Source organism: Streptomyces sp. NPDC059875, from assembly GCF_042731085.1.
Classification (GTDB): Bacteria; Actinomycetota; Actinomycetes; order Streptomycetales; family Streptomycetaceae; genus Streptomyces.
Map to the genome: position 1 here is coordinate 138150 of NZ_JBHWJZ010000020.1, position 25539 is coordinate 163688.

Annotated in this window: 25 protein-coding genes; 8 read left to right on the plus strand and 17 right to left on the minus strand. The window is 70.9% G+C overall.

Features of this window, described 5'->3' with window-relative positions; translation table 11 throughout:
- Window positions 1-13: 13 nt before the first annotated feature.
- Complete coding sequence (locus ACFV9D_RS24120; protein ID WP_385149909.1) at window positions 14-1234, minus strand: sarcosine oxidase subunit beta family protein; 1221 nt, start codon at window positions 1232-1234, stop codon at window positions 14-16.
- A 26-nt stretch (window positions 1235-1260) separates the two neighbouring features.
- Complete coding sequence (gene glyA / locus ACFV9D_RS24125; protein ID WP_385149821.1) at window positions 1261-2595, minus strand: serine hydroxymethyltransferase; 1335 nt, start codon at window positions 2593-2595, stop codon at window positions 1261-1263.
- A gap of 102 nt (window positions 2596-2697) precedes the next feature.
- Between glyA and ACFV9D_RS24130 the strand changes: the two genes are divergently transcribed.
- Window positions 2698-3351: a GntR family transcriptional regulator gene (locus ACFV9D_RS24130; protein WP_385149825.1), complete on the plus strand. Its 654-nt coding sequence runs from the start codon at window positions 2698-2700 to the stop codon at window positions 3349-3351.
- A 3-nt stretch (window positions 3352-3354) separates the two neighbouring features.
- Here the strand turns inward: ACFV9D_RS24130 and recQ are convergent, their stop codons facing one another.
- A complete protein-coding gene (gene recQ, locus ACFV9D_RS24135; RefSeq protein ID WP_385149828.1) occupies window positions 3355-5316 on the minus strand; it encodes a DNA helicase RecQ in 1962 nt (653 codons plus the stop codon).
- A gap of 130 nt (window positions 5317-5446) precedes the next feature.
- Entirely contained in the window at window positions 5447-6859 is a 1413-nt protein-coding gene (locus ACFV9D_RS24140) for an aminopeptidase P family protein (protein WP_385149831.1), read from the minus strand.
- Between the two features lie 158 nt (window positions 6860-7017).
- On the opposite strand from ACFV9D_RS24140, the gene ACFV9D_RS24145 reads away from it, so the two are divergent.
- Both ACFV9D_RS24145 and ACFV9D_RS24150 read left to right on the plus strand, forming a co-directional pair.
- Entirely contained in the window at window positions 7018-8001 is a 984-nt protein-coding gene (locus tag ACFV9D_RS24145) for a LuxR family transcriptional regulator (protein ID WP_385149834.1), read from the plus strand.
- A 210-nt stretch (window positions 8002-8211) separates the two neighbouring features.
- Complete coding sequence (locus ACFV9D_RS24150) at window positions 8212-9600, plus strand: (2,3-dihydroxybenzoyl)adenylate synthase (protein WP_385149837.1); 1389 nt, start codon at window positions 8212-8214, stop codon at window positions 9598-9600.
- 29 nt (window positions 9601-9629) lie between these two features.
- Here the strand turns inward: ACFV9D_RS24150 and ACFV9D_RS24155 are convergent, their stop codons facing one another.
- Window positions 9630-10586 carry an NmrA/HSCARG family protein gene (locus tag ACFV9D_RS24155; protein ID WP_385149839.1) on the minus strand — a complete coding sequence of 319 codons (957 nt, stop codon included), beginning with the start codon at window positions 10584-10586 and terminating at the stop codon, window positions 9630-9632.
- Between the two features lie 265 nt (window positions 10587-10851).
- On the opposite strand from ACFV9D_RS24155, the gene ACFV9D_RS24160 reads away from it, so the two are divergent.
- Window positions 10852-11367 (plus strand): DJ-1/PfpI family protein, encoded by a 516-nt coding sequence (locus ACFV9D_RS24160; protein ID WP_385149841.1) that lies wholly within the window; start codon window positions 10852-10854, stop codon window positions 11365-11367.
- Window positions 11368-11564: 197 nt separating this feature from the next.
- On the opposite strand, the gene ACFV9D_RS24165 is transcribed toward ACFV9D_RS24160, so the two are convergent.
- A complete protein-coding gene (locus ACFV9D_RS24165; protein ID WP_385149844.1) occupies window positions 11565-11777 on the minus strand; it encodes a 4-oxalocrotonate tautomerase family protein in 213 nt (70 codons plus the stop codon).
- Between the two features lie 55 nt (window positions 11778-11832).
- Window positions 11833-12579, minus strand: a complete 747-nt coding sequence (locus ACFV9D_RS24170) for an SDR family NAD(P)-dependent oxidoreductase (RefSeq protein ID WP_385149847.1) — start codon at window positions 12577-12579, stop codon at window positions 11833-11835.
- Window positions 12580-12691: 112 nt separating this feature from the next.
- Here ACFV9D_RS24170 and ACFV9D_RS24175 point away from each other — a divergent pair, with 112 nt between their 5' ends.
- Window positions 12692-13654: a LysR family transcriptional regulator gene (locus tag ACFV9D_RS24175; protein ID WP_385149850.1), complete on the plus strand. Its 963-nt coding sequence runs from the start codon at window positions 12692-12694 to the stop codon at window positions 13652-13654.
- Between the two features lie 15 nt (window positions 13655-13669).
- On the opposite strand, the gene ACFV9D_RS24180 is transcribed toward ACFV9D_RS24175, so the two are convergent.
- The 3 genes from ACFV9D_RS24180 to ACFV9D_RS24190 all read right to left on the minus strand — a co-directional run bounded on the left by ACFV9D_RS24180 (window position 13670) and on the right by ACFV9D_RS24190 (window position 15571).
- On the minus strand, window positions 13670-14260 hold the full coding sequence (locus tag ACFV9D_RS24180) for a DUF6461 domain-containing protein (RefSeq protein ID WP_385149853.1): 591 nt from the start codon (window positions 14258-14260) through the stop codon (window positions 13670-13672).
- Between the two features lie 53 nt (window positions 14261-14313).
- Window positions 14314-14985, minus strand: a complete 672-nt coding sequence (locus ACFV9D_RS24185) for a class F sortase (protein WP_385149856.1) — start codon at window positions 14983-14985, stop codon at window positions 14314-14316.
- A 91-nt stretch (window positions 14986-15076) separates the two neighbouring features.
- Window positions 15077-15571: a sortase gene (locus ACFV9D_RS24190; protein ID WP_385149859.1), complete on the minus strand. Its 495-nt coding sequence runs from the start codon at window positions 15569-15571 to the stop codon at window positions 15077-15079.
- A 379-nt stretch (window positions 15572-15950) separates the two neighbouring features.
- Between ACFV9D_RS24190 and ACFV9D_RS24195 the strand changes: the two genes are divergently transcribed.
- Together ACFV9D_RS24195 and ACFV9D_RS24200 are read left to right on the plus strand one after the other, a co-directional pair.
- Window positions 15951-17018 carry a nitrous oxide reductase family maturation protein NosD gene (locus ACFV9D_RS24195; protein WP_385149862.1) on the plus strand — a complete coding sequence of 356 codons (1068 nt, stop codon included), beginning with the start codon at window positions 15951-15953 and terminating at the stop codon, window positions 17016-17018.
- Between the two features lie 146 nt (window positions 17019-17164).
- Window positions 17165-18160 carry a methyltransferase gene (locus tag ACFV9D_RS24200; protein WP_385149865.1) on the plus strand — a complete coding sequence of 332 codons (996 nt, stop codon included), beginning with the start codon at window positions 17165-17167 and terminating at the stop codon, window positions 18158-18160.
- A gap of 141 nt (window positions 18161-18301) precedes the next feature.
- Here ACFV9D_RS24200 and ACFV9D_RS24205 read toward each other — a convergent pair whose 3' ends face one another.
- The 7 genes from ACFV9D_RS24205 to ACFV9D_RS24235 form a co-directional block, all read right to left on the minus strand.
- The gene (locus tag ACFV9D_RS24205) at window positions 18302-18634 is read right to left on the minus strand and encodes a TcmI family type II polyketide cyclase (RefSeq protein ID WP_385149868.1); all 333 of its coding nucleotides are present in this window, start codon (window positions 18632-18634) and stop codon (window positions 18302-18304) included.
- Window positions 18635-18658: 24 nt separating this feature from the next.
- Complete coding sequence (locus ACFV9D_RS24210) at window positions 18659-19138, minus strand: SRPBCC family protein (RefSeq protein ID WP_385149871.1); 480 nt, start codon at window positions 19136-19138, stop codon at window positions 18659-18661.
- A gap of 1 nt (window position 19139) precedes the next feature.
- The gene (locus ACFV9D_RS24215; protein ID WP_385149874.1) at window positions 19140-19400 is read right to left on the minus strand and encodes an acyl carrier protein; all 261 of its coding nucleotides are present in this window, start codon (window positions 19398-19400) and stop codon (window positions 19140-19142) included.
- Window positions 19401-19424: 24 nt separating this feature from the next.
- Window positions 19425-20672, minus strand: a complete 1248-nt coding sequence (locus ACFV9D_RS24220) for a ketosynthase chain-length factor (protein ID WP_385149877.1) — start codon at window positions 20670-20672, stop codon at window positions 19425-19427.
- On the minus strand, window positions 20669-21937 hold the full coding sequence (locus ACFV9D_RS24225) for a beta-ketoacyl-[acyl-carrier-protein] synthase family protein (protein ID WP_385149880.1): 1269 nt from the start codon (window positions 21935-21937) through the stop codon (window positions 20669-20671). Before ACFV9D_RS24225 ends, ACFV9D_RS24220 begins: the two co-directional genes overlap by 4 nt.
- Window positions 21934-22404, minus strand: a complete 471-nt coding sequence (locus tag ACFV9D_RS24230) for a cupin domain-containing protein (protein WP_385149883.1) — start codon at window positions 22402-22404, stop codon at window positions 21934-21936. Before ACFV9D_RS24230 ends, ACFV9D_RS24225 begins: the two co-directional genes overlap by 4 nt.
- Window positions 22405-22473: 69 nt before the next feature.
- Window positions 22474-23598: a SchA/CurD-like domain-containing protein gene (locus tag ACFV9D_RS24235; RefSeq protein ID WP_385149886.1), complete on the minus strand. Its 1125-nt coding sequence runs from the start codon at window positions 23596-23598 to the stop codon at window positions 22474-22476.
- Between the two features lie 234 nt (window positions 23599-23832).
- Between ACFV9D_RS24235 and ACFV9D_RS24240 the strand changes: the two genes are divergently transcribed.
- On the plus strand, window positions 23833-25500 hold the full coding sequence (locus ACFV9D_RS24240) for an FAD-dependent oxidoreductase (protein ID WP_385149889.1): 1668 nt from the start codon (window positions 23833-23835) through the stop codon (window positions 25498-25500).
- Window positions 25501-25539: the final 39 nt, after the last annotated feature.

Sequence of the window (25539 nt, forward strand, 5' to 3'; positions counted from 1 at the left end):
GGTCGGGCGGCGGTCAGTGGGCGACGGCGGCGGCGCCGTGCTCGTCGACCAGGGCGCCGGTGGTGAAGCGGGAGAGGGTGAAAGGCGCGTTGTAGGGGTGCGGTTCGCCGGTGGCGATGGTGTGCGCGTAGCACCAGCCGACGCCCGGTGTGGCCTTGAAGCCGCCGGTTCCCCAGCCGCAGTTGAGGTACAGGTCCTCGACGGGGGTCGGACCGACGATGGGAGAGGCGTCCGGAGTGACGTCGACGATGCCGGCCCAGGTGCGCAGCATGTGGGCGCGGGCGAAGACCGGGAAGAGCTCCAGCGCGGCGGCCATCTGGCGTTCGAGGATGTGGAACGCGCCGCGCTGTCCGTAGCCGTTGTAGCTGTCGATGCCGGCGCCCATGACGAGCTCGCCCTTGTGGGCCTGGGAGACGTACACGTGCACGGCGTTCGACATCACCACGGTCGGGTGCACCGGTTCCAGCAGTTGCGAGACCAGCGCCTGCAGCGGGTGGCTCTGCAGGGGAAGCCGCAGTCCGGCCATGGAGGCCAGTACGGAGGAGTGTCCCGCGGCCGCGAGTGCGACCTTGCCGGCGGCGATGCGGCCACGCGTGGTCCGTACGCCGGTCACGCGGCCGCCCTGGATGTCGAGGCCGGTGACTTCGCAGTCCTGGATCAGGTCGATGCCGTAGTCGTTCGCCCTGCGTGCGAAGCCCCAGGCGACGTAGTCGTGCTTGGCGATGCCCGCACGCGGCTGGTAGGTGGCGCCCAGCACCGGATACCGCACGTCGGGTGAGACGTTGACGATGGGACAGACCTTGGCGACCTCGTCCGGCTCCAGCCATTCGGCGTCGATGCCGTTGAGCTGGTTGGCATAGACACGGCGCTTGCTGTCGCGGATGTCCTGCAGGCTGTGGGCGAGGTTCAGGACGCCGCGCCGGCTGAAGAGGATGGGGTAGTCGAGGTCCTCTTCGAGGGTCTCCCACAGCTTCAGCGAGTGCTCGTAGATGCCGGAGCTCTCGTCCCACAGGTAGTTGGAGCGGATGATGGTCGTGTTCCGGGCCATGTTGCCGCCCGCGAGCCATCCCTTCTCCAGGACCGCGATGTCGGTGATGCCGTGGTTCTTGGCCAGGTAGTAGGCGGTGGCCAAGCCGTGTCCGCCGCCGCCGACGATGACGACGTCGTAGGACGGCTTGGGGTCGGGGTTGCGCCACAGGAAGTCGGGGTGGTCCGGCAGGGCGTCCCCGGCCATGGCGGGGGTGGTGTCGTACGGGTGCATCACTGACCGGCCTCCTGGGCCGCGGGCCGCGGATCGACGGGGTACAGCGGGAAGCGGTCGGTCAGGGCCCGTACGCGCTCGCGCAGTGCGGCGGCCACCTCCTCGTCGAAGCCGGGCAGGAAGGCCGTGGCGATGATGTCGGCGACCTCGGTGAACTCCTCCGCCCCGAAGCCGCGGGCGGCCAGGGCGGGGGTGCCGATGCGGACGCCGGAGCTGACCATCGGCGGGCGCGGGTCGAAGGGGACGGCGTTGCGGTTGACGGTGATGCCGACCTGGTGCAGCCGGTCCTCGGCCTGCCGGCCGTCGAGTTCGGAGTTCCGCAGGTCGACCAGGACCAGGTGCACGTCCGTGCCTCCGGTCAGCACGCTGACTCCGGCGGCCTTGGTGTCCTCGGCCAGCAGCCGCCGGGCCAGGATCGCGGCTCCTTCCAGGGTGCGGCGCTGACGGTCGGCGAACTCCGGCTGGGCGGCCATCTTGAAGGCCACGGCCTTCGCCGCGATGACGTGTTCGAGGGGGCCGCCCTGCTGGCCGGGGAACACCGAGGAGTTGATCTTCTTGGCGAGCTCGGCGGTGGAGAGGATCACACCGCCGCGCGGGCCGCCGAGCGTCTTGTGCGTGGTGGTGGTCACCACGTGCGCGTGAGGCACGGGCGAGGGGTGCTGACCGGCGGCGACCAGGCCCGCGAAATGGGCCATGTCCACCATCAGGTACGCACCGACCTCGTCCGCGATGCGCCGGAAGGCGGCGAAGTCCAGCCGGCGGGGGTAGGCCGACCAGCCGGCCACGATCAGCTTCGGCCGGTGCTCGTGGGCGAGTTTGCGGACCTGCTCCATGTCGATGCGGTGGTCGAGTTCGCTGACCTGGTAGGCGGCCACCTCGTACAGGCGCCCGGAGAAGTTGATCCGCATGCCGTGGGTGAGGTGGCCGCCGTGCGCCAGGTCCAGCCCCAGCAGCGTGTCACCGGGCTGCAGCAGGGCGGCCATGACGGCCGCGTTGGCCTGCGCGCCGGAGTGGGGCTGCACGTTGGCGGCCTCGGCTCCGAACAACTGCTTGACGCGGTCGATCGCGAGCTGCTCGATGGTGTCGACGTGTTCGCAGCCGCCGTAGTAGCGGCGCCCCGGGTAGCCCTCGGCGTACTTGTTGGTCAGCACCGAGCCCTGGGCCTGCATGACCGCGAGCGGCGCGAAGTTCTCGCTCGCGATCATCTCCAGAGTGTCGCGCTGCCGAGCCAGCTCCGCCCGGATCGCCGTGGCGATCTCGGGGTCGAAGTCGTCGAGCCGAACGCCGAGAACCGCGGATCGCGGCGCCCGCTGATCGGGGGTGGGGGCAGTCATGAGAACTCCCTTGAGAGAGAACTGAACGACGACTGATATATCAATTTTCTGTTGCGATACACTAGGAGTGCGGATCTGGCCGCGTCAAGGGAGGGATGCGGAGTGAGCTCTTCGACCGTCGCCGGCCAAGGCGGTGGAACCCTGGCCGACCAGGCCTATCGCGCCATCTCGGACCGCCTGGTCACCCTCCGGATCCGCCCGGGAGAGCCCATCAATGACGAGCGGATCGCCGCCGAACTCGGCTTCGGGCGCACCCCGGTCCGGGAGGCTCTGAAGCGGCTGGAGCACGAACGCCTCATCGTGGCCTACCCCCGGCGCGGGACCTTCGCCACCGAGGTGCAGATCGCCGATCTCGGCCACATCTCAGAGGTACGTCAGCAGCTCGAGCCGCTCGCCGCCGCCCTGGCGGCCCGGCGCGCCGGCGAGGCGGACCGCGATGCACTCGACCGTTTGCTGGCCCGGCTGTCGGACACCTCCGACGCCGGCGCGGACCTGATCCGGCTGGACATGGCCGTGCACCGTGCCATCTACGCCGCCACCCGCAATCCCTACCTCGAGGACACCTTGGTCAGGTACGACAACCTGGCCACACGGATCTGGTGCCTGTTCATCGACCGGCTGCCGGGCCTGGCGGGGCACGTGCACGAGCACGGGCCCCTGCTGCGCGCCATCATCGACCGCGATGCGGAGAAGGCCGAAGCCCTCGCCGCGGGTCACGTGGCAGGGTTCGAGGCGGCGATCCGCGGCGTCATCTGACCCTTACCAGTCGTCCCCGGGCGGGTCCATCTCCTCGTCCCAGAAGGGCGGTTCGTCCGCGGTGGGCGGCTCGTCCGAGGCGGGCGGCTCGGGGGCGGCGGGCGGCTCGGGGGCATTGCACTCGGCCAGGGTGTCGAGGACGCCTTGGGCGTACTTGGTGAGCTTGGCCTCCCCCACGCCGCCGACGGTGGCCAGCTCCTCGGCCGTCGCGGGGTGCAGGGTCGCGATCTCCCGCAGCGTCGCGTCGTGGAAGACGACATACGCCGGCACGCCCTGCTCGCGCGCCGTCGCGGCCCGCCAGGCGCGCAGGGCCTCGAAGACCGGCACGGCGGCGGCCGGCAGGTCCACCGGCACGCGGGCGCTCTTCCCCGAGCGCGAACCGGACTCCTTGCGAGAGGGACCGGCGGCCGCCTTCTCCTTCCGCATGGGGACGCTGCGGCGGCCTCCCAGCACCTCGCCGCTGTCCTCCGTCAGCACCAGCGTCCCGTAGTCGCCCTCCACGGCCAGGAGACGCTGCGCCAGCAGCTGGCGCACGACGCCGCGCCACTCCGCGGTGCTCAGATCCGCCCCGACGCCGAACACCGACAGCGCGTCGTGGTCGAACTGGATGACCTTGGCCGTCTTCTTGCCCTGCAGGATGTCGATGATCTGGCCGGCGCCGAACTTCTGCCGCCGTTCCTTCGCCAGGCGCCACACCGTGGACAGCAGCTTCTGCGCCGCGACCGTCCCGTCCCAGGACTCGCCCGGGGTCAGACAGGTGTCACAGTTGCCGCACGGTTCGCCCGACTGTCCGAAGTACGCCAGCAGCCGCACCCGGCGGCAGTCGATCGTCTCGCACAGGGCGAGCATGGCGTCCAGGTGCATGGCGAGCGCGCGGCGGTGCGCCTCGTCGCCCTCGGAGCCGTCGATGAGCTTGCGCTGCTGGACCACGTCCTGCAGGCCGTACGCCAGCCACGCCGTGGCCGGCTCCCCGTCGCGGCCGGCCCGGCCGGTCTCCTGGTAGTAGCCCTCGACCGACTTCGGCAGGTCGAGATGGGCCACGAAGCGCACGTCCGGCTTGTCGATGCCCATGCCGAAGGCGATCGTGGCCACCACCACGACCCCGTCCTCCCGCAGGAAGCGCGATTGGTTCGCCGCGCGCGTACGGGCGTCCATGCCGGCGTGGTACGGCACGGCGTCGATCCCCTGCTCCACCAGGAAGGCCGCGGTCTTCTCCACCGACGCCCGAGAGAGGCAGTAGACGACTCCGGCGTCCCCTTCGTGCTCGGTGCGGATCAGCTCCAGCAGCTGCTTGAGCGGGTTGTTCTTGGGGACGATCCGGTACTGGATGTTCGGCCGGTCGAAACTGGCGACGAAATGCCGGGCGTCCTCCAGGCCCAGCCGCGAGGCGATCTCGGCGTGGGTGGCCTCGGTGGCCGTCGCGGTCAGCGCGATCCGCGGCACCTTGGGCCAGCGATCGTGCAGCATGGACAGCGCGAGGTAGTCGGGCCGGAAGTCGTGACCCCACTGGGCCACGCAGTGCGCCTCGTCGATCGCGAAGAGCGACACCTTGCCCCGGTCGAGCAGCCGCTGCGTCCCTTCGGTGCGCAGCCGCTCGGGAGCCAGGTAGAGCAGGTCCAGCTCGTCGGCGAGGAAGGCCTGCTCGACCGCCTGCCGCTCGTACGGGTCCTGCGTCGAGTTGAGGAATCCGGCGCGCACCCCGAGGGCCGTGAGTGCGTCCACCTGGTCCTGCATCAGCGCGATGAGCGGCGAGATCACGACGCCCGTGCCGTCTCTGACGAGCGCCGGGATCTGGTAGCAGAGCGACTTGCCGCCGCCGGTCGGCATCAGGACGAGGGCGTCGCCGCCGCTGACGACCTGCTCGACGATCTCCTGCTGTTCGCCCCGGAAGGAGCTGTATCCGAAGACGCGGTGGAGCACCCGCACAACGTCGGAGATCTCGGGGGCAGCATCTGCAAGGGCCATTCAAGAAGCCTAGCGGCGTCCGCCGACACCCCTGACCCGACCGGGCGAACCTGTGGACAACCTGCCCGGCCCGGCCGGCCGAGCGCCCGGTGCCGGGGTCCCCCGCACCGGGCCTCGTGCCCCGTCCCACTCAGCCCGCGACCCGGGCCATCCACGCCTCGACCTCGTCCGCGGACCGCGGCAGGCCGGCCGACAGGTTCTCGTGGCCGTCGTCGGTGACGACCAGGTCGTCCTCGATCCGGACGCCGATGCCGCGCCATTCCGCGGGCACGGTGAGATCGTCCGGCTGGAAGTAAAGACCGGGCTCGACGGTCAGCACCATGCCCGGCTCCAGCACACCGTCGACGTACTCCTCGTTCCGCGCCTGCGCGCAGTCGTGGACGTCCAGGCCGAGCATGTGACCGGTGCCGGCCATGGTGAAGCGGCGCTGGAGGCCGAGTTCGTACGCCCGGTCGGCGGGGCCCTCGATGAAGCCCCAGTCGACCAGCCGCGCCGCCAGGTGACGCTGGGACGCCTCGTGGAAGTCGCGGTACGCGGCGCCCGGCTTGACGGTGGCCATGCCCGCTTCCTGGGCTTCGTACACCGCGTCGTAGACCTTGCGCTGCACGGGTGTGAAGGTGCCGCTGATCGGCAGCGTGCGCGTGACGTCGGCGGTGTAGAGGGTGCGCGTCTCCACGCCGGCGTCGAACAGGAGCAGCTCCCCCGGGCGCACCGGACCGTCGTTGTCCGTCCAGTGCATGATCGTGGCGTGCTCGCCCGCGGCACAGATCGAGCCGTAACCGACGGAGTTGCCCTCGAGGCGCGCCCGGCGGAAGAAGGTGCCCTCGATCCAGCGCTCGGACGACGCGATCGCCCGGGACAGCTCCCCGATCGCGTCGGTGAATCCGCGCACGGTGGAGTCCACGGCCTTGCGCATCTCGGCCAGCTCCCACGCGTCCTTCACGAGCCGGAGATCGCTGAGCGCCTCTTCCAGCTCGTCGTCACGCGCCTCGTCGGTGGTGACGGCGGCCTCCAGGGCCGGATCGACGCCCCGGACGATCCGGGTGGGCACCCCGGAAGCGGCGGCCAGGTCGTCGGCAGCCGTGCGGACGTCACGGCAGGACAGACCGAGCACGAGCTCCGACTCGGCGAGGGAGCGCCGTCGGCCCATCCACAGCTCCGCGGTGGCGCCCGTCCAGAATTCGTCGTTGTCCCTGCTGTCCCGCGGCAGCTGGTAGCAGTAGGCGTCGTGGCCGCCGTCCGCGCGAGGTTCGAGGACGAGCGCGCCGTCCCGGGCCTGGTCCCCGGTCATGTGCACGTACCCGGAGTAGGGCCGGAAGGGGTAGGTGTCGTCGTTCGAGCGGACCTTGAGGTTCCCGGAGGGGATCACGAGGCGCTCGCCGGGGAAGCGTGCGGAGAGCGCTGCGCGGCGGCGAGCCGCGTACGGTGCCTGCTCGTCGAGCCGCAGGTCGTGCCGCTCGGTGTCCGCCCACCCCGTTCGCATGAGCGCCGACAGTTCCTCGGAGATCCCTGCGTACAGACCGTTCTTTCGACCCTTTGCCACGTCGTACCCCTTCGTCCCGGTGGGTTCCTCGACGGCGAGGGGCACCCCCCTGATGCCGCCGTGCGTGGACGGTAGCCCGTGATGCGGCCTTCGGGTGCCGAGGAGTGCCAGTGGCACAGATCGGCCACGCCCTGACGGAGCCGTCGATAATGCGACGCATGACGAACGAGAGACTCGGCGAGGCGCTTCGGCTTCTGGGCATCGACGAGGCGGCGGGCCGGGTCTATCTGGCGCTCCTTGAACTGGCTCCCGCGCCGCTGAGTGCGATCGGGACCGCGGCCGGTCTGGACGGCGCAGAGCTCGCCGCGGCGTACGGGGAGCTGGCCGACGCCGGTCTGGCCAGCGGAGCGGAGGAGGGCGGGGACGTGGTGGCTCCGGTTCCGCCCACCGCGGGTCTGGAGGTCCTCGCCCGGCACCGGGCGGCCGAGGTCGAGGAGTCGCGCATCGCCGTCGGGGGCGCGTTCGAGTCGTTCCGGCGCCAGCGGCTCGCCGCGTACGACGACCATCTCGTCGAGGTCGTCACCGGTGACGCGGTCGGTCTCAGGATGCGCCACGCGTGGGCCAGCGCCCGCGAACAGATCCGGCAGTTCGAGTCACCGCCCTATTTCCCCCTGTCCGGCGCCACGGACGACGCGCTGGCCACGCTCGCCCGCGGGGTGACGCAGCGTGTCGTGTACTCGCGGGAGTCACTGGAGCATCCGGGCCATCTGAAGGAGGCGATCGAGCCCTGCATCGAGGCCGGCGAACAGGCCAGGGTGCTGCCGTCGGTGCCGGTCAAGCTCGTGATCATCGACGAGGCGTACGCGCTCGTATCGCTGTCGATCAGAGAGACGGATGTGCACAACACGATGCTGGTCGTGCAGCCGTGCGGGCTGCTCTCCGCGCTCGTGGCACTGTTCGAGCAGTGCTGGCAGAACGCGCTGCCGTTCCACGGCCGCACCACCCGCCCCGGCGGCCTGCCCCCCGCCGACCGCCGCCTGCTGTGGCTCCTGGCAGGCGGCGCGAGCGACGACGTCATCGCCCGCGAGATGGGCATCAGCCGCCGTACGCTCTTTCGCCGCCTGCAGATCCTGATGGCCCGGCTGGGCGCCGCGAACCGCTTTCAGTTGGCCTTGCAGGCGCAGCGCTGCGGATGGTTGTGACCGACGCGAGGGGCGACGCTCCCGTGCCGGGCCGGCTCGCACCGTGAGCACGTTCCCCCTGCTCAGCGGCGTTCATTGGACTTTCGACTGAGGGAAATCAGCATCCTTGGTCAGGAAAGCACATTGTATGGAGGGGTGTTGACCGTTTGGATTGCCAAGATCAACGACCCGCACGGCTTCCGGTTGAGAACCTGGTACAGAAGGAAGCGCATGACATCCATGCTCGACGGTTGCACGCCCTGGCCCGAGGAGTTCGTCGACCGTTACTGGGCGGTCGGGCACTGGCGCGGCAATACGATGGACAACCTGCTGCGCGGCTGGGCCCTCCAGTACGGACCGCGGACCGCGCTCGTCCACGGCGACACCCGCATCACGTACGCGGCCCTGAACCGGCGCGTGGACCGCATGGCCGCCGGATTCCGGCTGCGCGGGTTGCGACCCGGGCAACGGGTCGTCGTCCAGCTGCCGAACGTTCCCGAGTTCGTCATCACCGGCTTCGCGCTGATGCGCGCCGGCGCGATCCCCGTGCTCTGCCCGGTCTCGCACCGCGCGTCCGAGGTGGCGCACCTCGTGCGCGTCACCCAGGCCGTCGGCCACGTCGCTCCCTCGACCTACGAGGGCTTCGACCTCACCGCGATGGCCGCGGACATCGCGGCGCGATGGCCCTTCCTGCGACGGGTGTTCACCTACGAGGCGCCAGGCACCTCGTCCCCGTACGGCGGCATGACGACCGACCCCTCGGGCTGCCAGTACAGCCCGCTGGGCTCCATCGACGCCCCGCCCGAGCCGGCGCTCACGCTGAGCGCCGACCAGGTGGCGTTCTTCCTGCTCTCCGGCGATGCCACCACGGCGCCCGAGCTCATCGCGCGCACCCACAACGACTACGCCTACCAGGCGCGGGCCGCCGCCGAGCTGGTGTCGCTCACCGAGAACGACGTGTATCTCGCCGCGCTGCCCGCCGAGTTCAACCTCACCTTCGGCTGCCCCGGCATCGTCGGCACCCTCTCCGTCGGCGGCACCGTCGTCCTGGTCGAGGACCCGGACCCCGCCGAATGTCTCGCGGCCATCGAACGAGAGCGGGTCACCGTCACGTCGGCGGTGCCCGCCGTGGCCCAGCAGTGGCTCGATGCACGTCCCACGGTCCAGGCCGACCTGAGCAGTCTGCGTCTCGTGCAGATCGGCGGCGCGCCCGTGCCCCGGGCGACGGCCGAACGGATCGGCCCCGAACTGGGCTGCCGTCTGCAGCAGGTCTTCGGCATGGCCGAGGGGCTGCTCACGCTCACCCGGCCCGCCGATCCGGACGAGACCGTACTCACCACGCAGGGCCGCCCGCTCTCCCCCGACGACGAGATCCGCATCGTCGACGCCGACGGCGAAGACGTGCCGGACGGGGAGCCCGGCGAACTCCTCGCCCGCGGCCCGTACACCCCGCGGGGGTACTACCGGGCGCCCGACCACAACGCACGCTCCTTCACCCCCGACGGCTACTTCCGCACCGGCGCCCTGGCGCGACGCACCCCGGACGGCGACCTGGTGGTGACCGGCCGTCCCACGGACGTCACGCGGCGGGGCGACCACGAAGATCCATCGGGCCTGTGACGGGCCTTCGGCCCTGTGCGCACCGGAGGTCAGGGCCAGACGGTGCGCATGCGGTCGCGGTGCGCGGCGAGCCAGGTGGCGAAGTCCTGTAGGGCGGGGTTGAGGTCGCGTACGGCGGTGAGGTCGCGGGCCGTGGTGAAGGGTCCCTCGCAGTCGGCGTAGTACTGGAACATGTTCCCCGCCTCGTCGGCGCCGGGAAAGCCCTGCGCGCGGTACTCGTCCGGCGTGAGCGGCCGGTATCGCAGCGGTTCGCCGAGGGCTTCGGTGATCGCGGCGGCCATGTCGGCGACCTTCAGGTGTTCTCCGGCGATGCTGACCGTGGCGGCGATGAGGTCGGTACCGCGTTTGAGGATGGCCAGGGAGGTGCGGCCGATGTCGGCGACGGCGATGCCGGAGAGGCGGTGGTCGCCCATCGGGAGGGTCAACTGGCGGGAGCCGTCCCCGCCGCGCTGCGGGGCGAAGGTGTCGAGGAGGTTCTCCCAGTAGAAGGTGGTGCGCAGGAACGTCGTCGGTACGCCTTCTTCGGTGAAGTACCGGTCCGCCTCCGCTTTGCCGTCGAAGTGCGGCACCTTGTAGTGCTCCTGGAGCGTGGGCATCCGGTCGTCGTCGAGCGGGATGCACGCGCGGGTGTCCTCCAGCGTGGACCAGATCGCGTGCTGCACGCCCGCGTGCGAGGCGGCCTGGGCGAGCGCATGGGCCTGGACCTTCTCGTGGGCGGCGGACATGTGTTCCCAGAAGGGGGTGACCAGGAAGGCGCCGTACGCGTGCTCGAAGGCCGGGGCGAGGCTGGGGGCGTCGTCCATGTCGGCCCGGACGATGTCGGTGACGCCGATGCGCCGCAGTTCCTGGGCGGGTTCCCCGTCGGGGTGGCGGGTGACGGCACGTACCGCGAACGCCTCCTCACGGTCGGCGAGGATGGCCCGCACGAGCCCGCCGCCCTGCTTGCCGGTCGCCCCGATCACCGTGATGATCTTCTTCTCGGCCATGACTCGATCGCCTCGCAGTGCCGCCCGCCGGGGCGGCTGACCTACGACGTGCACCTCTGGTCAGCGCGTTCCCGGGGCGCGGGCCGGTATTCATCGAACGGCACACGAACCGAATCGGACGCCGGGGGCGGGAACCCCGTCGCCCCGTGAGGAGACCAACTTCCTGTGAGGCCGCTGGGGTTCAGCGGCACGAGGTGACGCATGGAGGTTGAGGTCATGGCGGGAATCGATCGCCGCAGTGCGCTGATGTCGGCGGCGGGCGCGGGTGCGGCGCTCACCCTGGGAGGCGCGGCGCCCGCGACGGCGGCTGCCGCCGCCCCGCGCGAGCGGACGGCGCAGCGGCCGTTACACGTGCACATCGTCGCGTTCGACGGCGCGGAGGAGCTCGACGTCTTCGGCCCGCTGGAGGTCTTCGGGGCGGCAGCGGCCATGGGGCAAGGGGGTCCTCACCGATGCGCTGCGCCGCGCCGAACGGCCGTCCCTGACCCTGCTCGGGGTGTGCACGGGAGTGATCGTCCTGCATGCGGCCGGCGTGATCCGCGACCGCCCGTGCACCACCCATCACCGCGCCCAGCAGTCCCTGAAGGACCAGGGCGCGGACGTCCGCACCGTCCGTGTGGTCGACGACGGCAATCTCGTGTGCGCGGGCGGCGTCAGCTCCGGCATCGACGGGGCGCTGTGGCTCCTGGAGCGGGAACTCGGCTCCCAGGCCGCGACGAGCGTCGAGGCGCTGATGGAGTACGAACGCCGGGGTACGGTGCTGCGCACCGCGCACTCCTAGCTCAGCGCAGCGGGAACTGTGCGGAGCACCCCGTCGACGACGGTGGCGGGCGACCCCCGTCCCGCCTTCGACCGACTCGACGTGCTCGGTGGTGAGATGGCGTGCCGGCCGCTCGACGCCGTGGTCGGGGTCGAGCGGCAGAGCACGCGGTACTTCGAGAGGGGTCGGCCCCGGCAGCCACGGGCCCGGGCCGCGGCCTAGCCGCGTGCGCGGTTGCGGCGACGGTACTCCTCCGTCGGAACGCCGCCCACGCCCCAGTCCTCCAATTCGACCTCGTCGATGAGGACGAACGTGGTGGCGGGGTCCTTGTCGAGGATCTTGACCAGCAGGTCGGTCACGCCGGCGATGATCTCGGCCTTCTGGGCGGCCGTGGCACCTTCACGGGTGATCTTGACGTTGACGTACGGCATGGTGAGGGATGTCCTTCCGGTGGAGAGGGGTGGGATCCGGGGTGGGAGCGGGGACTCAGGCGCGGCCGGTGACGTGGCCGCCGTCCACCCGCAGGGCGTGCCCGGTGACGAAGGCGGCGGACGCGAGGTAGAGCACCGCCTCGGAGATCTCCGAGACCTCGCCGACCCGGTTCAGCAGGGCGAGCCCGCCGAAGGAGTCCACGTCGGAGCCCGCGTGCAGCGGGGTGCGGATGATGCCGGGCGACACGAGGTTGACGCGGATGCCGTCGGCGGCGAGCTCGGCGGCGAGGCTGGTCGTCAGCGCGTGCACACCGGCCTTGCTCACCACCGGCGCGGAGGACGGGAAGCCCGCCAACCCGTGGTCCACCAGGACGGTGCCGATGTTGACGATGCTGCCGCCCCGGCCCTGGGCGCGCAGCGCCCGCACCACGGCCTGGGTGGTGAGGTAGGTGCCCTTGAGGTTGCCCGTCAGGAAGCCGTCGAGCTCGTCCTCGGTGACCTCGGTGAAGGGCTTGGGTGCGAAGGTGCCGGCGTTGTTGACGAGGACGTCGATGCCGCCGAAACGGTCGAGCGCGGTGCGGACGAGGGACTCGCCGGTCGCCGGGTCTGCGATGGCGCCCGCGACCCACGCGGTCCGTTCCGGGTGGCCGAGACCGGCCGCGGCCTTGGCGAGGCGGTCGGCGTCCCGGCCGTTCAGGACGACATTGGCGCCGGTCGCCAGGAAGGCACGGGCGATGTCCAGGCCGATGCCGCTGGAGGATCCGGTGACCAGGGCAGTGGTGGTGGTAGTGGTGTCGGTCATGATGCGTGTGCCTTTCGTGGCGGCTGAGTTCGTCCGGCTGGACACCAGAAACCTACGAACTCTCAACCCATAACACCACGACGGAAATTGGAGCATGACATAATCCAGCATTATGGATGTGGATCTGCGTGACCTGGAGCTCCTGGACGCCACCGCCGAGGCGGGCTCGCTGACCGCGGCCGCCGAGCGGCTCTACGTGAGCCAGCCGGCCCTCAGCCAGCGGCTCACCCGGCTGGAGGCCCGCCTGGGCCTGCCACTCTTCGACCGCAAGGGCCGCCGCCTGGTCCCCAACGCCGCCGGCCGCCGGCTGCTGGTCGCGGCCCGCCAGATCCTCGGCGAACTGGAGTCGGCCTCCCGGGACCTCCAGGAGATCCGCGACGGGCGCGACCGCCGGGTCCGCTTCACCGCGCAGTGCAGCACGACCTTCCCGTGGCTGCCACCCGTGCTCCGCGCCTTCCGCGAACGCGAGCCGGACATCGACGTGCGCATCGAGACCGTCCCCGACGACGCGCCGATCCCCGCGCTGCTCGCCGACGTGGTGGACGTCGCGCTGGTCACCAAGCCGGACCTGCAGATGGACCGCGTGTCGCTGACCCGGCTGTTCGAGGACGAGATGGTGGCCGTGGTGCCCGCCGGACATCCGTGGGCCTCGCGCGCACACCTGACCGCCCGTGACTTCGACGGCGCCGACCTGGTCCTCTACGACTTCTACGACCAGAAGCGCATCCCGTCGATGCCGCTGCCGATCCCCGCCGGGGCCCGGCCCGCCCGGATCACCACCATGCCGGTGGTCACCGACCTGGTCGTCGAAATGGTGGCAGGCGGCCAGGGCGTGACGGTGCTGCCCAACTGGGTGGCCGCCCCGTACGCGACCTCGCACGACCTCGCCCTCGTCCGCATCGGCGCGAAGCCGCTGACCCGCACCTGGTTCTGCGCCACCCGCACCGGCCCGCGCCCACCCCACCTGGAGGTCTTCGTCGAGGAGCTCACGGCCCGGCTCAAGACCCCCCACGTCGACCGGGCCGCCGACTGGGCACGATCCGAACGAAGCGGCCCAGGGCCTGTCCGACCCTGATCCGCCGGACAGGCCCTAGTCCTGCTCGGGCAGGGGGAGCAGGCTGCCGCTCCACCGCTCGTCGTCGTCCGTGGCCGGGGTCACGCGGAGCCCGAACGCGTTCTCTGCGAGAGTCAGCACGCTGTGCAGCGGAGCCGGCCGACCCGGGATGAGGCCGAGCGGGCGCATGAAGTCGTCGAGTCGGTGTGGGGCACGGCCGGTCGGGTCGATCGGCTGGAGCGTGTGGAAGTCGACGATGACGTCCCCGTCGATCGCGAACGTGAACCAGTGCACCGGCTTCTCGTTGTAGGAGAGCGCGACGGCCTCCGTGCCCCGCGAGACCCTGGACAGGATCCGCTCGTCCAGCCCGTGGCTACCGCCCTGCTCCCAGGCCCACGTCCACGCCCCGTCGGTGCCGGTCGTCACCACCGGCTCGTCTTCGTCGAGGAGGGTGTCGCCGAAGTCGGCGACCAGGTCCTGGGGATCACGCAGTGCCAGCGTGTCCGGATCGACGCCCATGCGGGTCAGCAACTCCGTAGGAGACACGTCCTTGGCGAAGGTCAGCGTGTAGATGGGGACGTCTCCGCGGAAGAAATCCAGGCCACGGTCCGCGCCATTGCTCGTCATGCCCAGGATGCTGTCACGCCTCGCCGACACCGGATGCCGGCTGAGGGGGGTGGCTACTTCACCGCGGTCAGTGTGGCGTAGACGACGGTGTTGGCCTGGTATCCGGTGCGTTTGGACCAGCCGCCGCCGCAGGTGATCAACCGCAGTTCCGGGCGGCCGGAATTGCCGTAGACCTTGTCTGCGGGGAACGTGCTCTTCGCATGGTCCTGCACCGCGTCGACGGTGAAGAGGGCCGTGCGGCCGTCCTTGCGTTCGACCGCGATCTCGGCACCCCGGGCCAGGGCACCGACCTGGTGGAAGACGGCGGGGCCCGCAGGGGTGTCCAGATGTCCTGCCACGACGGCCGTCCCCCGCGCGCCCGGTGTGGTCCCGTCGGCGTACCAGCCCGCGAAGGAGGGGGCGGTCTCGGGTGGCGGTTCCAGTCTCCCCGCCGCGTCCAGCTCCAGGCCGATCAGGAAGGCATCGACCCCGATGGCCGGAATCCGGATCCGTACCGGGTCCGACGCGGGCAGCGGCTCGAGGTCGGGGCGGCTCGGCAAGGCGCGTACGGCGGCCTGCGCCACGGGCGGCCGGGCAGCCTGTCTCGTGGGTGGCGGGGGGTCGTCGTCGTGCAGTGCGTCGGCGAGCAGCAGCGTTCCGGCGAGAGCGGCCCAGGCGAGCATCTTGAACGAGGGGACGTACCGAGGCGGCGGGCCGCCGGCCCTCGTCCTGGGGTCATTCCTCATGGTGGTACGCCCTTGTTCGGTGCCGTGAACTCCTCCGTCCCCGGGCCTCCTTGCGGGGCCGAGGGGCGGAGGCACGGGTAGGCATACGGGGTCAGGCCGAGGTCCCGGCGGCCGTGGCGCGCCGACGCAGTCTGATCACTCCGCCTGCGACGGCTCCCCCCAGCAGCAGCCAGCCGAGGCCGAGCTCGGTGCCCTTGTCGGCGGCGCCTCCGAAGCCGGCGTCGACGGCACCGTTCGGGCGGCCGGCGATCTTGTAGGTGGCGGTCAGTTTGTTCCGCGGCGGGCACTTGAGGATCACGGTGTCCGTGCCGGAGTCGGCGTCGTCCGGCACCTGGAACTCACCCACCAGGACGCCCTTGCGGTCACCCGGGAACAGGTGGAACTTGCCGCCCGCCTCCGACTCGCCCTTGCCGTAGGTCTCCTTGCCGCAGGCGGTCGTACTGACCGTGACGGTGGTGCCCGGGGTCGCCTTCTGCGGGGTGAGGTGGACGTCGCCGGACGATTCGGCGGCCAGGGCGGTGGGGGCGGCCAGGGTGAGGGCGCCGACGATCAGGGCGACCTGTAGGCCGGTACGTGCGAGACGCATGGTTTCTCCTCCGACGGAGCAGTTCTCGGCCGGCTGCTCTGCGCGGCGCCTGTGCTGTGCTCCGTACACGAGGCAAACGCCGGCCCCTGAGCACCGCAACACAGGAGTCCTGGGCCCATGTCGCCCGGTCGGGCTCTTGATCGCCGCCTCCGGTCCCCGTCACCGCAGGTCACGGTTGCGGGCGTGCCGTGCCGAGAACGATCGCGCCCGGGGGGCGAACGGGCTAGGCGCTGTGCCGGATCGCGTGACGGCCGGGCCGGTGTCGTCGGTGCCCCCGGCCGTGGCCCGGTCCCGGGGCTGGTCGACGTTCGAGGGTACGGGCAGCCCACCCGGGTGATCAGCGGTGGCGGGCTGGAACGCCCCCTCATAGCTTCGGCATATGACCAAACGACAGATCGCCTACCTGGCATGCACCGTGGCCATCGTGGCAACGGGCGTGGGCGCTGCCGCGCCGACGTCCTCCGGCCACCGGACGGTGCATCAGGTGAAGCCCGGCGAATCGATCCAGCAAGCCGTGGACGCCGCGAACCCGGGGGACATCATCGTCCTCTCCCCCGGCACCTACCGTGAGAGCGTCCGCATCACCACATCCGACCTGACGCTGCGGGGTTCGAGCTTCTTCCCCACCGTCATCGTGCCCGGTGCGGCCGCCGCCGACGACGCGTGCGCCAAGGCCGGCCACGGCATCTGCGTGACCGGGACGACCAGCCGTCCCGTCGAGCGCGTCACCGTGCGCTCGCTGACCCTCAGGGGTTTCGCCAAGAACGGCCTGTGGGCATCGCGGACCGACCGGCTGACGGTCCGGGGCGTCGTCGCCGAGAAGAACGGGAACTGGGGCATCGCCCAGGAGAGGTCCGTACGCAGTGTCCTCAGCCACAACATCGCCCGGGACAACGGCGACGCCGGGCTGTTCGTGTCCAACACCACCGACACGGAGGAGGGAGCCGCCGACACCAAGGGGACGGTGATCAGCCACAACCGTCTGACCGGCAACCGGATCGGTGCCACGGTACGGCGCCTGCGGAACCTGACCGTCGAGCGCAACGAGGCGACCGGGAACTGCGCGGGTGTGTTCGTGGTGGGCGACGAATCCACCCCGCGTGCCGGGGCGATGAGCCTGCGCCGGAACAGCATCCACGCCAACAACAAGTTCTGTCCGAAGACGCCCCGGCTGCCCGCCCTCCAGGGCTCGGGAATCGTCCTCACCGGCGCCGAGAAGACGCTCGTGGCGAAGAACAGGGTCGTGGACAACGTGGGCACCTCCCCACTGTCGGGCGGCATCGTGCTGTTCAAGAGCTTCGTGGGCGCGCTCAACGAGCAGAACGAGATCCGCGACAACGTCGTGCTGCGCAACGGCGCGGCCGATCTGGCCAACCGGGACACCGGCAAGGGCAACACCTTCCGCGGCAACACCTGCGCGCTCTCGGAGCCCGCGGGAATGTGCTGACCGGTCTGCCCCTCCCCCACTGACGGCACGACAGCAAAGGCAGGCATCAGATGACGACGGTTGAACCGGCTCCCCCGGCGGTTGACCCGGCTCCCCCGGCCGTTGACCCGGCTCCCCCCGCGGTTGATCCGGCTCCCCCGCCGCCCATGCGGCTGAGGGAGCTCGTTTTCGGGGCGGCGTCCGCCGCCGCCGTACGCGCGGCCGTCCGCCTGGGTGTGGCGGACGCCCTGGCCGACACGCCCATGACCGTGGAGGACCTGGCGGCGGCGGTGAAGACCCAGCCGCGGACACTGCGGCGGCTGCTGCGCGCACTGTCCTGCCAGGGGGTCTTCACGGAGCACGCCGACGGCACCTTCGCCCACACGGACATGTCCCGGCTGCTGCGCGAGGACGATCCGCACAGCCTGCGGTACATCGCGCTGTGGTGCACGGAGCCGTGGACGTGGGACGTCTGGCCGAAGCTCGACGAGGCGGTGCGCTCCGGCCGCAACGTCTTCGAGGACGTGTACGAGAGGGAGTTCTTCACGTATCTCAACGAAGAGGCGCCCGAGTCCGCGTACGTGTTCAACCGGGCCATGACGACGTCGAGCGAGCAGTCCGCGCGGGACGTCGCCGACCTCCTCGATCTGCAGGGGGTCTCCTCGGTCGCGGACATCGGGGGCGGTCAGGGGCACGTCCTGGCGAGCCTGCTGGAGAGGCACCCCACCCTGAACGGCACGCTGCTCGATCTTCCGGGCGTGGTGGAGAACGCCGATCCGCGCCTGCTGGAGCGGGGCGCGCTGGCCCCCCGGGTCCGTGTCGTGGCCGGGGACTGCCGAGAGGACATTCCGGTCCAGGCGGACGTGTACATCATCAAGAACATCCTGGAGTGGGACGACGACAGCACCCGCAGGGCGCTGGCCAACGTCCGGAAGGCGGCGCGGCCGGGTGCCCGCGTCGTCGTGATCGAGAACCTCGTGGACGACACCCCCTCGATGCGGTTCACGACGGCCATGGACCTGCTGCTGCTCCTCAATGTCGGCGGTGCGAAGCACACCCGGCAGAGCATGGTCGAGCGGCTGACGGGCGCGGGTCTGCTGATCGGCGAGATCCGCCCGGTCAACGCGTATCTCCACGCCTTCGAGTGCACCGTCCCCGCCTGATCGGAACCACGAAGAGTCCATCCCGACGAGCAAAAGCGAAGAGGAAAACCGAAGAGGAAAACCGAAGAGGAAATCCCGAGGCCGCCTGCCCCGCGTCGTTCGCGGAGCCGGCGGCCTCGGGATTCACTGCCGTGTGGGCGCTCAGGAACCGGCGTCCCGCTCCCAGCGGTAGAAGCAGTGCGCCATGGCGTCCTTGGGGCTGCGCCAGGTCTTCGGGTCGTACGCGCTGACGTACGCCGACAGTTTCTCGCTGGTGCTCCGGAACTCGGGGTGCCCGGTCAGCTTCGCGATGGCGGGCGCCGGGTCCTGCTCCGACTCGATGAGGTGCAGGTAGACGTCGCCGAACTGGAAGAGGCGGCGCCGGGAGACGCCGACCAGGTGCGGCAGTTCACCGCGGTCGGATTCGGCGAACACGTCGGCGATCGCCGGCGCCGAACCGGGCGCCATGCGGGCGACGATCAGGGCGTGGTGCATCGAACGTCCTTCCTGGGTCTGCGATCAGCCGGGCAGGACCGGTGCGGGCCGGCCCTCGCGGGCGACCTGCTCGATGCGGTCCCGGATGAGAGCCATCTGGGTGCGGGAGTTGCGGTTGATGTTGTCCGTCATCCAGTCGTCGTCGACCGGGGCGTCGGGCTTCATCGCGAAGTCCTGCACCCAGCGCATGTGGACGCCGACCGGCGTCTCCTCGTACTCCCACCGGATGTTCATGTGCGCGAAGGGGCCGGTCTCGACGCGGCGGGCCAGGACGGTCCGCTTCTCGCGGTCCATGGTGCGCTCCGAGACCCAGCTCCAGACCTTGCCGGCCTCGTCCGGGTGCATGGTCAGACGGAAGGTCGTCGAGTCGCCCTCGCGGGAGAGCACCTCGAGGGAGGCGTACTCGCTGAAGAGCCGGGGCCAGTTCTCGATGTCGTTGGTCATGTCCCAGACGAGGTCGAGAGGGGCGTCGATGGTGATGCTGTTGTCGGTGTGTCCGGACACGTCAGACTCCCATCTTGAGCGTGTTGTTGACCAGGCCGATGAACTCGGCGGGCGTCTTGCAGCGCTCCGCGTCGGTGGGAAGCGACCGGCCGTACCGGTTCTCCAGCTCCCCGACGATGCCCAGCAGGCCGAGCGAGTCGAGGCCGATGGTGCTGAAGGGCGCGTCCGGCGCCTTCTCGAGCTCCCGGGCGTCGACGGTGACTCCGGCCGCCTGCTTCATCAGCGTGGCCAGTTCGTCGAAGGTCACTTCGGTGGTGATCATCTGTGTTCTCCTTCCCGCCCGGTCCTACCGGGCGGAGTCGCCGCCGCGGCGCACTACCAGCGCCGCATTGGATCCCATGAGTCCCCTGCTGAGGACGAGGGCCGTGCGCAGCTCGGCGGGGCGAGCGGCGGACATCACCAGATCGAGGTCGTGGCAGATGTCGAACACGTTGGGGGTGGGGGGCACCAGGTCGTGTTCCATCGCGAACACCGCGGCCGCGGTGTCGAGGACGGGCGCCCCGCAGTAGGCCCGGCCGATCCCGGTCTTGGGCGCCGTGACCGGTACCCGGGTGGCGTACGCCCCCAGGGCGTCGGCAATCGCCAGCGCCTCGGCGCGGTCCGCCTCCGGTACGCCGAGGGCGTCGGCGAACACGACGTCGATCTCCTCCGGGGCGCAGTCGGCCTCGTCGAGGGCGCCCCGGATCGCACGGGCGAGTCCCTCCCGGGACTCCGCCCAGCGGGACGCGCCGGTGAACGTGGCGCCATGGCCGGCCACGACGGCCCGGACGGCCGCTCCCCGGTCGCGGGCGCGGGACTCGTCCTCCACGACGAGCATGGCGCCGCCCTCCGCCGGGACGAAGCCGCAGGCTCCGGCGGTGAAGGGGCGGTAGGCACGATCCGGGTCCTCGACGGTGCTGAGCTCGGGGTAGCCGAGCTGGCAGACCATCGAGTACGGGGCGAGGGGCGCCTCGGCGGCGCCGACGACCACCGCGCCCGTTCCGCGCCGTACGGCCCGTGCGGCGTGGGCGAGGGCGTCCAGGCCGCCCGCCTCGTCGCTCGCGACGACTCCGCACGGTCCCTTGAAGCCGTGCCGGATGGAGATCTGGCCGGTGCTCGCGGCGTAGAACCATGCGATGGACTGATACGGGCCGACGAACTTGGAGCCCTGTCCCCACAGCTTCTGCAGCTCCCGCTGGCCGAATTCGCCGCCTCCGGACCCGGCTGCGGTGACGACGCCGATGGAGAAGGCCCCCTCGGGGTCGTCGTCCTTGCCGAGGCCGGCGTCGTCGAGGGCGAGCGAGGCCGCCGCCATGGCGTAGTGGGTGAACCGGTCGGTCTGGACGAGGAACCGCTCCTCGATGAGGGCCGAGGCGTCGAACCCCTCGACCTGGCCGGCGACCTTGAGGGGCAGGTGCTCGCATCCCTCGCGGGTGATCCGGTCCAGGACGCCGAGGCCTTCCCGGACGGACTTCCAGTACGCGTCGGCGCGCAGTCCGTTGGGGGCGATCACACCGATCCCGGTGACGGCCGCTCGCCGTGGCTGATCTCTCATCGTGTCCTCCCGCCCGGCCCCGTCAGGAGCACCGCGGACTGGAAGCCGCCGAATCCGCTGCCGACGGAAAGCACGTTCCTCAGCTTCCGCGGGCGGGCGGTGCGCGGCACGTAGTCCAGGTCGCACTCGGGGTCGGGGGTCTCGTAGTTCGCCGTCGGAGGTACCACCTGGTGCTTCAGCGCGAGAACGCAGGCGACGACCTCTATCGCGCCGATGGCACCGAGCGAGTGCCCCACCATGGATTTGATGGAGCTCATGGGCGTGTCGTAGGCGTGGGCGCCCAGGGACCGCTTCACGGCGGCGGTCTCGTGCCGGTCGTTCTGCCGGGTGCCCGAGCCGTGCGCGTTGACGTAGTCGATCAGCGTGGGGTCGAGCTTGGCCTGGTCGAGCGTGGAGTCGATCGCCCGGGCCATCTCCAGGCCCTCGCCGGTCAGACCGGTCATGTGGTACGCGTTGCCGAAGGTGGCGTAGCCGCCGATCTCGCAGTAGATGTGCGCACCGCGGGCCCGGGCGTGCTCGTACTCCTCCAGGACGAGGACCGCCGCACCTTCGCCCATCACGAACCCGTTGCGGTTGTCGTCGAAGGGGCGGGAGGCGTGCTCGGGGTCGTCGTTGTCGGGTGACGTCGCCTTGATGGCGTCGAAGCAGGCCATGGTGATCGGTGATATCGGCGAGTCCGACGCCCCGGCGATGCAGACGTCCGCCCGGCCTTCCTCGATGGTGTGGAAGGCGTAGCCGACCGCGTCGAGGCCGGAGGTGCAGCCCGTGGAGACGGTCTGCACCGGGCCGCGGGCGCCGAACTGTTCGGCCACGACCGAGGCGAGCGTGCTGGGCGCGAACGCCATGTGCAGCTTCGGATCGGCCGCGCGGTGGTCCACGTCCCACCGCTGCCCGCCCCCGCTGACCAGGACGTAGTCGTGCTCCAGGCGGGTGGTGCCGCCGACGGCACTGCCCAGGGAGACTCCGACGCGCCAGGGGTCTTCGGTTCCGGTGTCGATTCCGGAGTCGCGTACGGCTTCCCCGGCGGCGACCACGGCGAACTGGATGTACCGGTCGGCGTGTTGGCTCAGCTCCGGGTCCAGGCCGTGCGCGAGCGGGTCGAAGTCGCACTCGGCGGCTATGCGCGAACGCAGGCCGACCGGATCGAACAGGGTGATGCCTCGGGTCGCGGTACGGCCGTTGGCGAGGAGGTCCCAGAACGCGTTCGCTCCGGTGCCGCCCGGAGCGACCACACCGATACCGGTGACGGCCACTCGCCGGGTCACTCGATGGCCCCGCTTCGCTCGGACGCCTGCCCGGGGTCGCCCACGGTCAGGTGCGGCCCGGTCGCGGCGAGCTCGGCGTCGTCGTCGACCTCCGTGTCGACATGACCGAGGCTGGGACGCGGGGCGAGCGGGCCCAGGTGGAAGACCATGCGGGCCTCCACCTCACCGACGTTGCGGAAACGGTGCCGCATGTCGATGGGGATCAGGAGACCGTGGTCGGGCTGGAGCGCGTACGTCTCGCCGTCCAGGTCCACTTCGAGCGCGCCCGAGACGACGTACACGAACTCCTCGGAGTACGGGTGGTAGTGCTCACCGATGCGCTCGCCGGGCTGGACGATGGCCAGGCCCATGAAGCCGCTGGTGGAACCCACGGTGGCCGGCGTGAGCATGGCCCGCAGGTCACCTCCGCGCCTGCGGTTGGGTTCCGTCTCGCTCAGGGTCACGATGCGAGGACGCTGCTTGAGCATGGTTGATACCTCCGAGTGTGGCAGTGACGTGCGGGGGAACGGCCGCGGCCGGGGGGCCGCGGCCGGCCGTCAGGAGTCCGCCGAGCTGCGGTCGGTGATGGGCAGCATGTCGGCGTGCGACAGGAGCCGGTTGATGTTGCGGTCCGTGTCCAGGGGGCCCTCGACGCCGATCGCGGCGCCGTCGAGGAGACGCGCGAGCACCGCGGCCTTCCGGGGGCCCTTGATACCGAGGGAGGCGACCGGGTCGAGGTCGAGGTCCTCGGTGATGTCGACGAGCCGCACCACGATGTCGTCGCGCTGGAAGACGGTGCTGCCGTACACCGGGCTGTCGGGGTCCTCCGCCGCGGCCTCGTCCTGCTTCGCGAGCAGCTTGGCCAGGTCCATCCCGCGGCCTTCCTTCGCCGGGTAGTACAGCGCGTGGCGCCGCAGGCCCTCGGGGGCCGGCCGGCCGGACACCACGTGGTGCACGGCCGGGAGGGCCGCCCGGGTGAAGAAGACCCGCGCCGATTCGGGGTCGGTCAGGTCCCGGTCCTGCTCCAGGTACGGGTTGATGGCCTCCTCGACCGCGCGCACCTCGGGCTGACGGGCGACGTGGCGCAGGGCGGCGAGGAGGTCGCCTTCCACTTCCACGGCCCGCACGACGCGGTTGCCGTGCATGAAGAGCGAGGTGCGGCGCAGCCGGGTGTTCTCGTCGACCTGGGCCTTGGGCGACTGGTAGCCGGCAAGGAGTTCCGCGACCTTCGATTCGGAGCCCGGCTTGACGGTGAAGGTGAGGGCGTGGCGTGCCACACCGTCGCCCACACGGGCCGCGACCTGCACGCCCGCCGACGCCGGATCCGACGCGAGCGGCCCGCTGGGACCGGTCTCCCGGACGATGCTGTAGCGCATGGACCGGGTGTCGCGGACGCAGCTGTGCATCGGCCTGACGGTCTCGACGTGCTCCTCGCTGTTCACCCACGCGAGGAACGGCGGAGCGCTCTCCCACTCGCTGGTGATGAGCCACTGCGAGGGGTTCTCGATGGACTGGCAGAGCTGGTCACTGATGTGACCGGGGACGGAGGCGACCTGCTTGCGCATGAGCTCGTACGCGTCCAGGAACTGCTGCTGGGCTCCTTCGTACAGGTCGAGCAGCAAGATCACCCGCAGCCTGGACCCGTCGAACGCCGACTGGGATATGCGTCCCGAGATGGTCATCCGGCGCACCTTCTCTCTCTTCACGGAGGGTCGGGAGGGACCGCCGTGCCCGAAAGGCGCCGGGGGTCGTCATGTGCCGATCGTTGACGGGCACCCCGATCCACGCGAGTCCCACGGGGCGGACGAGTGAACCGCGCGTCAATCGGGTGCTCCGAGCGCGCGCACCGGTCCCTGACGGGCATGCATCTGCATCCCACCCCTGACTCGCGTCGCAGCTGACGCTGGAGGCAATTGATGAACCGATTCGAAGACGCCGGCGAGGTCGGTCTCCGCACGCCCGTCCTCATCGTCGGCGGCTCTCTGGTGGGCCTGTCCACATCGCTGTTCCTTGGGCGGCTCGGCGTGCCGCACACCCTCGTCGAGCGCCACTCGGGCACCTCGATCCATCCCCGCGGGCGCGGCAACAACGTGCGCACGATGGAACTGTTCCGCGGGGCCGGTGTGCAGCAGGGCATCAAGGAGGCCGCTTCCGTCCTGGCGGGGAACAACGGCATCCTGCAGACGCCGAGCCTGGTGGGCGATGTCGGCGAGTGGCTCTTCAAGGAGATCGACCCCGGCGGCGGGCTCGCCCGCTTCAGCCCGGCGTCATGGTGCCTGTGCAGCCAGAACGATCTCGAGCCTGTGCTGTTGGAGAGCGCTCGGAAGCTCGGCGGGGATCTGCGGTTCTCGACGGAGCTGATGTCGTTCGAACAGGACTCCGAAGGGGTGACCGCGCAGGTCAAGAGCCGCGACACGGGCGAGCACACGTCCATCCGGGCGGACTACCTCGTGGCGGCGGACGGCCCGCGCAGCCCTGTTCGCGAACGGCTCGGCATCGGCCAGAGCGGCCCGGGCGACCTGTTCCACAACGTGAGCGTCACGTTCGTGTCCCGCCGTCTCGCGGACGTCGTCGGCGACCGGCGGTTCATCATCTGCTATCTGACGAACCCCGAGGCCGACGGGGCCCTGCTGCCGGTCGACAACCGGGAGCGGTGGGTGTTCCACGCGCCGTGGCATCCCGAACACGGCGAGACGCTCGAGGAGTTCACCGACGAGCGGTGCAGGGAGCACATCCGGCGGGCCGTGGGAGTGCCGGATCTCGATGTGGAGATCACCGGCCGATCCCCCTGGCACGCCGCCGAGCGGGTCGCCGAACGGTACGCGGACGGCCGGGTGTTCCTTGTCGGGGACTCGGCCCACGAGATGTCGCCCACCGGGGCGTTCGGCTCCAACACCGGTATCCAGGACGCGCACAACCTCGCCTGGAAGCTGGCCGCCGTCCTGGGCGGATGGGCCGGCCCCGGACTGCTCGAGTCCTACGACGCGGAGCGTCGGCCGGTCGCCGAGGCGACGAGCGCCCGCGCCTCGTCGCGTTCGGTCGAGCACAGCCACCCCGGGTACGCCCCCGGCCCCGGCGCCTGTGGCCCCGGCGGGAAGAGGGGCGGAATCCTCAACGTGGCGCTGGGCTACCGCTATCCGCAGGGCGCGGTCCAGGGGGCCGACACGGCGCTGCCGATCGTGCCCGACGGACTGCGGCTGACGGGCGAGCCCGGGAGCCGGGCGCCCCACATGTGGCTGAACCGCGTCGGTACCCGGGTCTCCACCCTCGACCTGTACGAGCAGTCCCTGGTGCTCCTGAGTTCGGGAGGCGACTCCGGCAGGTGGCACACCGCGGCGACGCGCGTCGCGCAGCGGCTGTCGGTGCCGCTCGACTCGTACCGGATCGGCGACGGGCCCGACGCGGAGCTGTCACCGGCGACCGACACGGACTGGGCGGAGGTCCACGGCGTCACCGCGGAGGGTGCGGTACTGGTCCGTCCGGACGGGTTCGTCGCCTGGCGGTCCCCAGGGGGGTCGGCCGATCCCGAGGCAGCCTTCGAGGGGGTCCTCACGGCGATCCTGCGTAAGCACCGGCCCGCCTGACGCGTCCGACGCCCTGACGCCGGACCGCCCGCCCCGCGC

Coding starts and splice junctions, on each gene's coding strand:
- ACFV9D_RS24200 (WP_385149865.1), top strand. CDS start 17,165: ATGCGGCTGAGGGAGCTCGTTTTCGGGGCGGCGTCCGCCGCCGCCGTA.
- ACFV9D_RS24150 (WP_385149837.1), top strand. CDS start 8,212: ATGACATCCATGCTCGACGGTTGCACGCCCTGGCCCGAGGAGTTCGTC.
- recQ (WP_385149828.1), bottom strand. CDS start 5,316: ATGGCCCTTGCAGATGCTGCCCCCGAGATCTCCGACGTTGTGCGGGTG.
- ACFV9D_RS24170 (WP_385149847.1), bottom strand. CDS start 12,579: ATGACCGACACCACTACCACCACCACTGCCCTGGTCACCGGATCCTCC.
- ACFV9D_RS24235 (WP_385149886.1), bottom strand. CDS start 23,598: ATGACCATCTCGGGACGCATATCCCAGTCGGCGTTCGACGGGTCCAGG.
- ACFV9D_RS24120 (WP_385149909.1), bottom strand. CDS start 1,234: ATGGCCGGGGACGCCCTGCCGGACCACCCCGACTTCCTGTGGCGCAAC.
- glyA (WP_385149821.1), bottom strand. CDS start 2,595: ATGACTGCCCCCACCCCCGATCAGCGGGCGCCGCGATCCGCGGTTCTC.
- ACFV9D_RS24220 (WP_385149877.1), bottom strand. CDS start 20,672: ATGAGAGATCAGCCACGGCGAGCGGCCGTCACCGGGATCGGTGTGATC.
- ACFV9D_RS24215 (WP_385149874.1), bottom strand. CDS start 19,400: ATGATCACCACCGAAGTGACCTTCGACGAACTGGCCACGCTGATGAAG.
- ACFV9D_RS24195 (WP_385149862.1), top strand. CDS start 15,951: ATGACCAAACGACAGATCGCCTACCTGGCATGCACCGTGGCCATCGTG.
- ACFV9D_RS24230 (WP_385149883.1), bottom strand. CDS start 22,404: ATGCTCAAGCAGCGTCCTCGCATCGTGACCCTGAGCGAGACGGAACCC.
- ACFV9D_RS24175 (WP_385149850.1), top strand. CDS start 12,692: ATGGATGTGGATCTGCGTGACCTGGAGCTCCTGGACGCCACCGCCGAG.
- ACFV9D_RS24190 (WP_385149859.1), bottom strand. CDS start 15,571: ATGCGTCTCGCACGTACCGGCCTACAGGTCGCCCTGATCGTCGGCGCC.
- ACFV9D_RS24185 (WP_385149856.1), bottom strand. CDS start 14,985: ATGAGGAATGACCCCAGGACGAGGGCCGGCGGCCCGCCGCCTCGGTAC.
- ACFV9D_RS24240 (WP_385149889.1), top strand. CDS start 23,833: ATGAACCGATTCGAAGACGCCGGCGAGGTCGGTCTCCGCACGCCCGTC.
- ACFV9D_RS24155 (WP_385149839.1), bottom strand. CDS start 10,586: ATGGCCGAGAAGAAGATCATCACGGTGATCGGGGCGACCGGCAAGCAG.
- ACFV9D_RS24205 (WP_385149868.1), bottom strand. CDS start 18,634: ATGCACCACGCCCTGATCGTCGCCCGCATGGCGCCCGGTTCGGCGCCG.
- ACFV9D_RS24165 (WP_385149844.1), bottom strand. CDS start 11,777: ATGCCGTACGTCAACGTCAAGATCACCCGTGAAGGTGCCACGGCCGCC.
- ACFV9D_RS24145 (WP_385149834.1), top strand. CDS start 7,018: ATGACGAACGAGAGACTCGGCGAGGCGCTTCGGCTTCTGGGCATCGAC.
- ACFV9D_RS24180 (WP_385149853.1), bottom strand. CDS start 14,260: ATGACGAGCAATGGCGCGGACCGTGGCCTGGATTTCTTCCGCGGAGAC.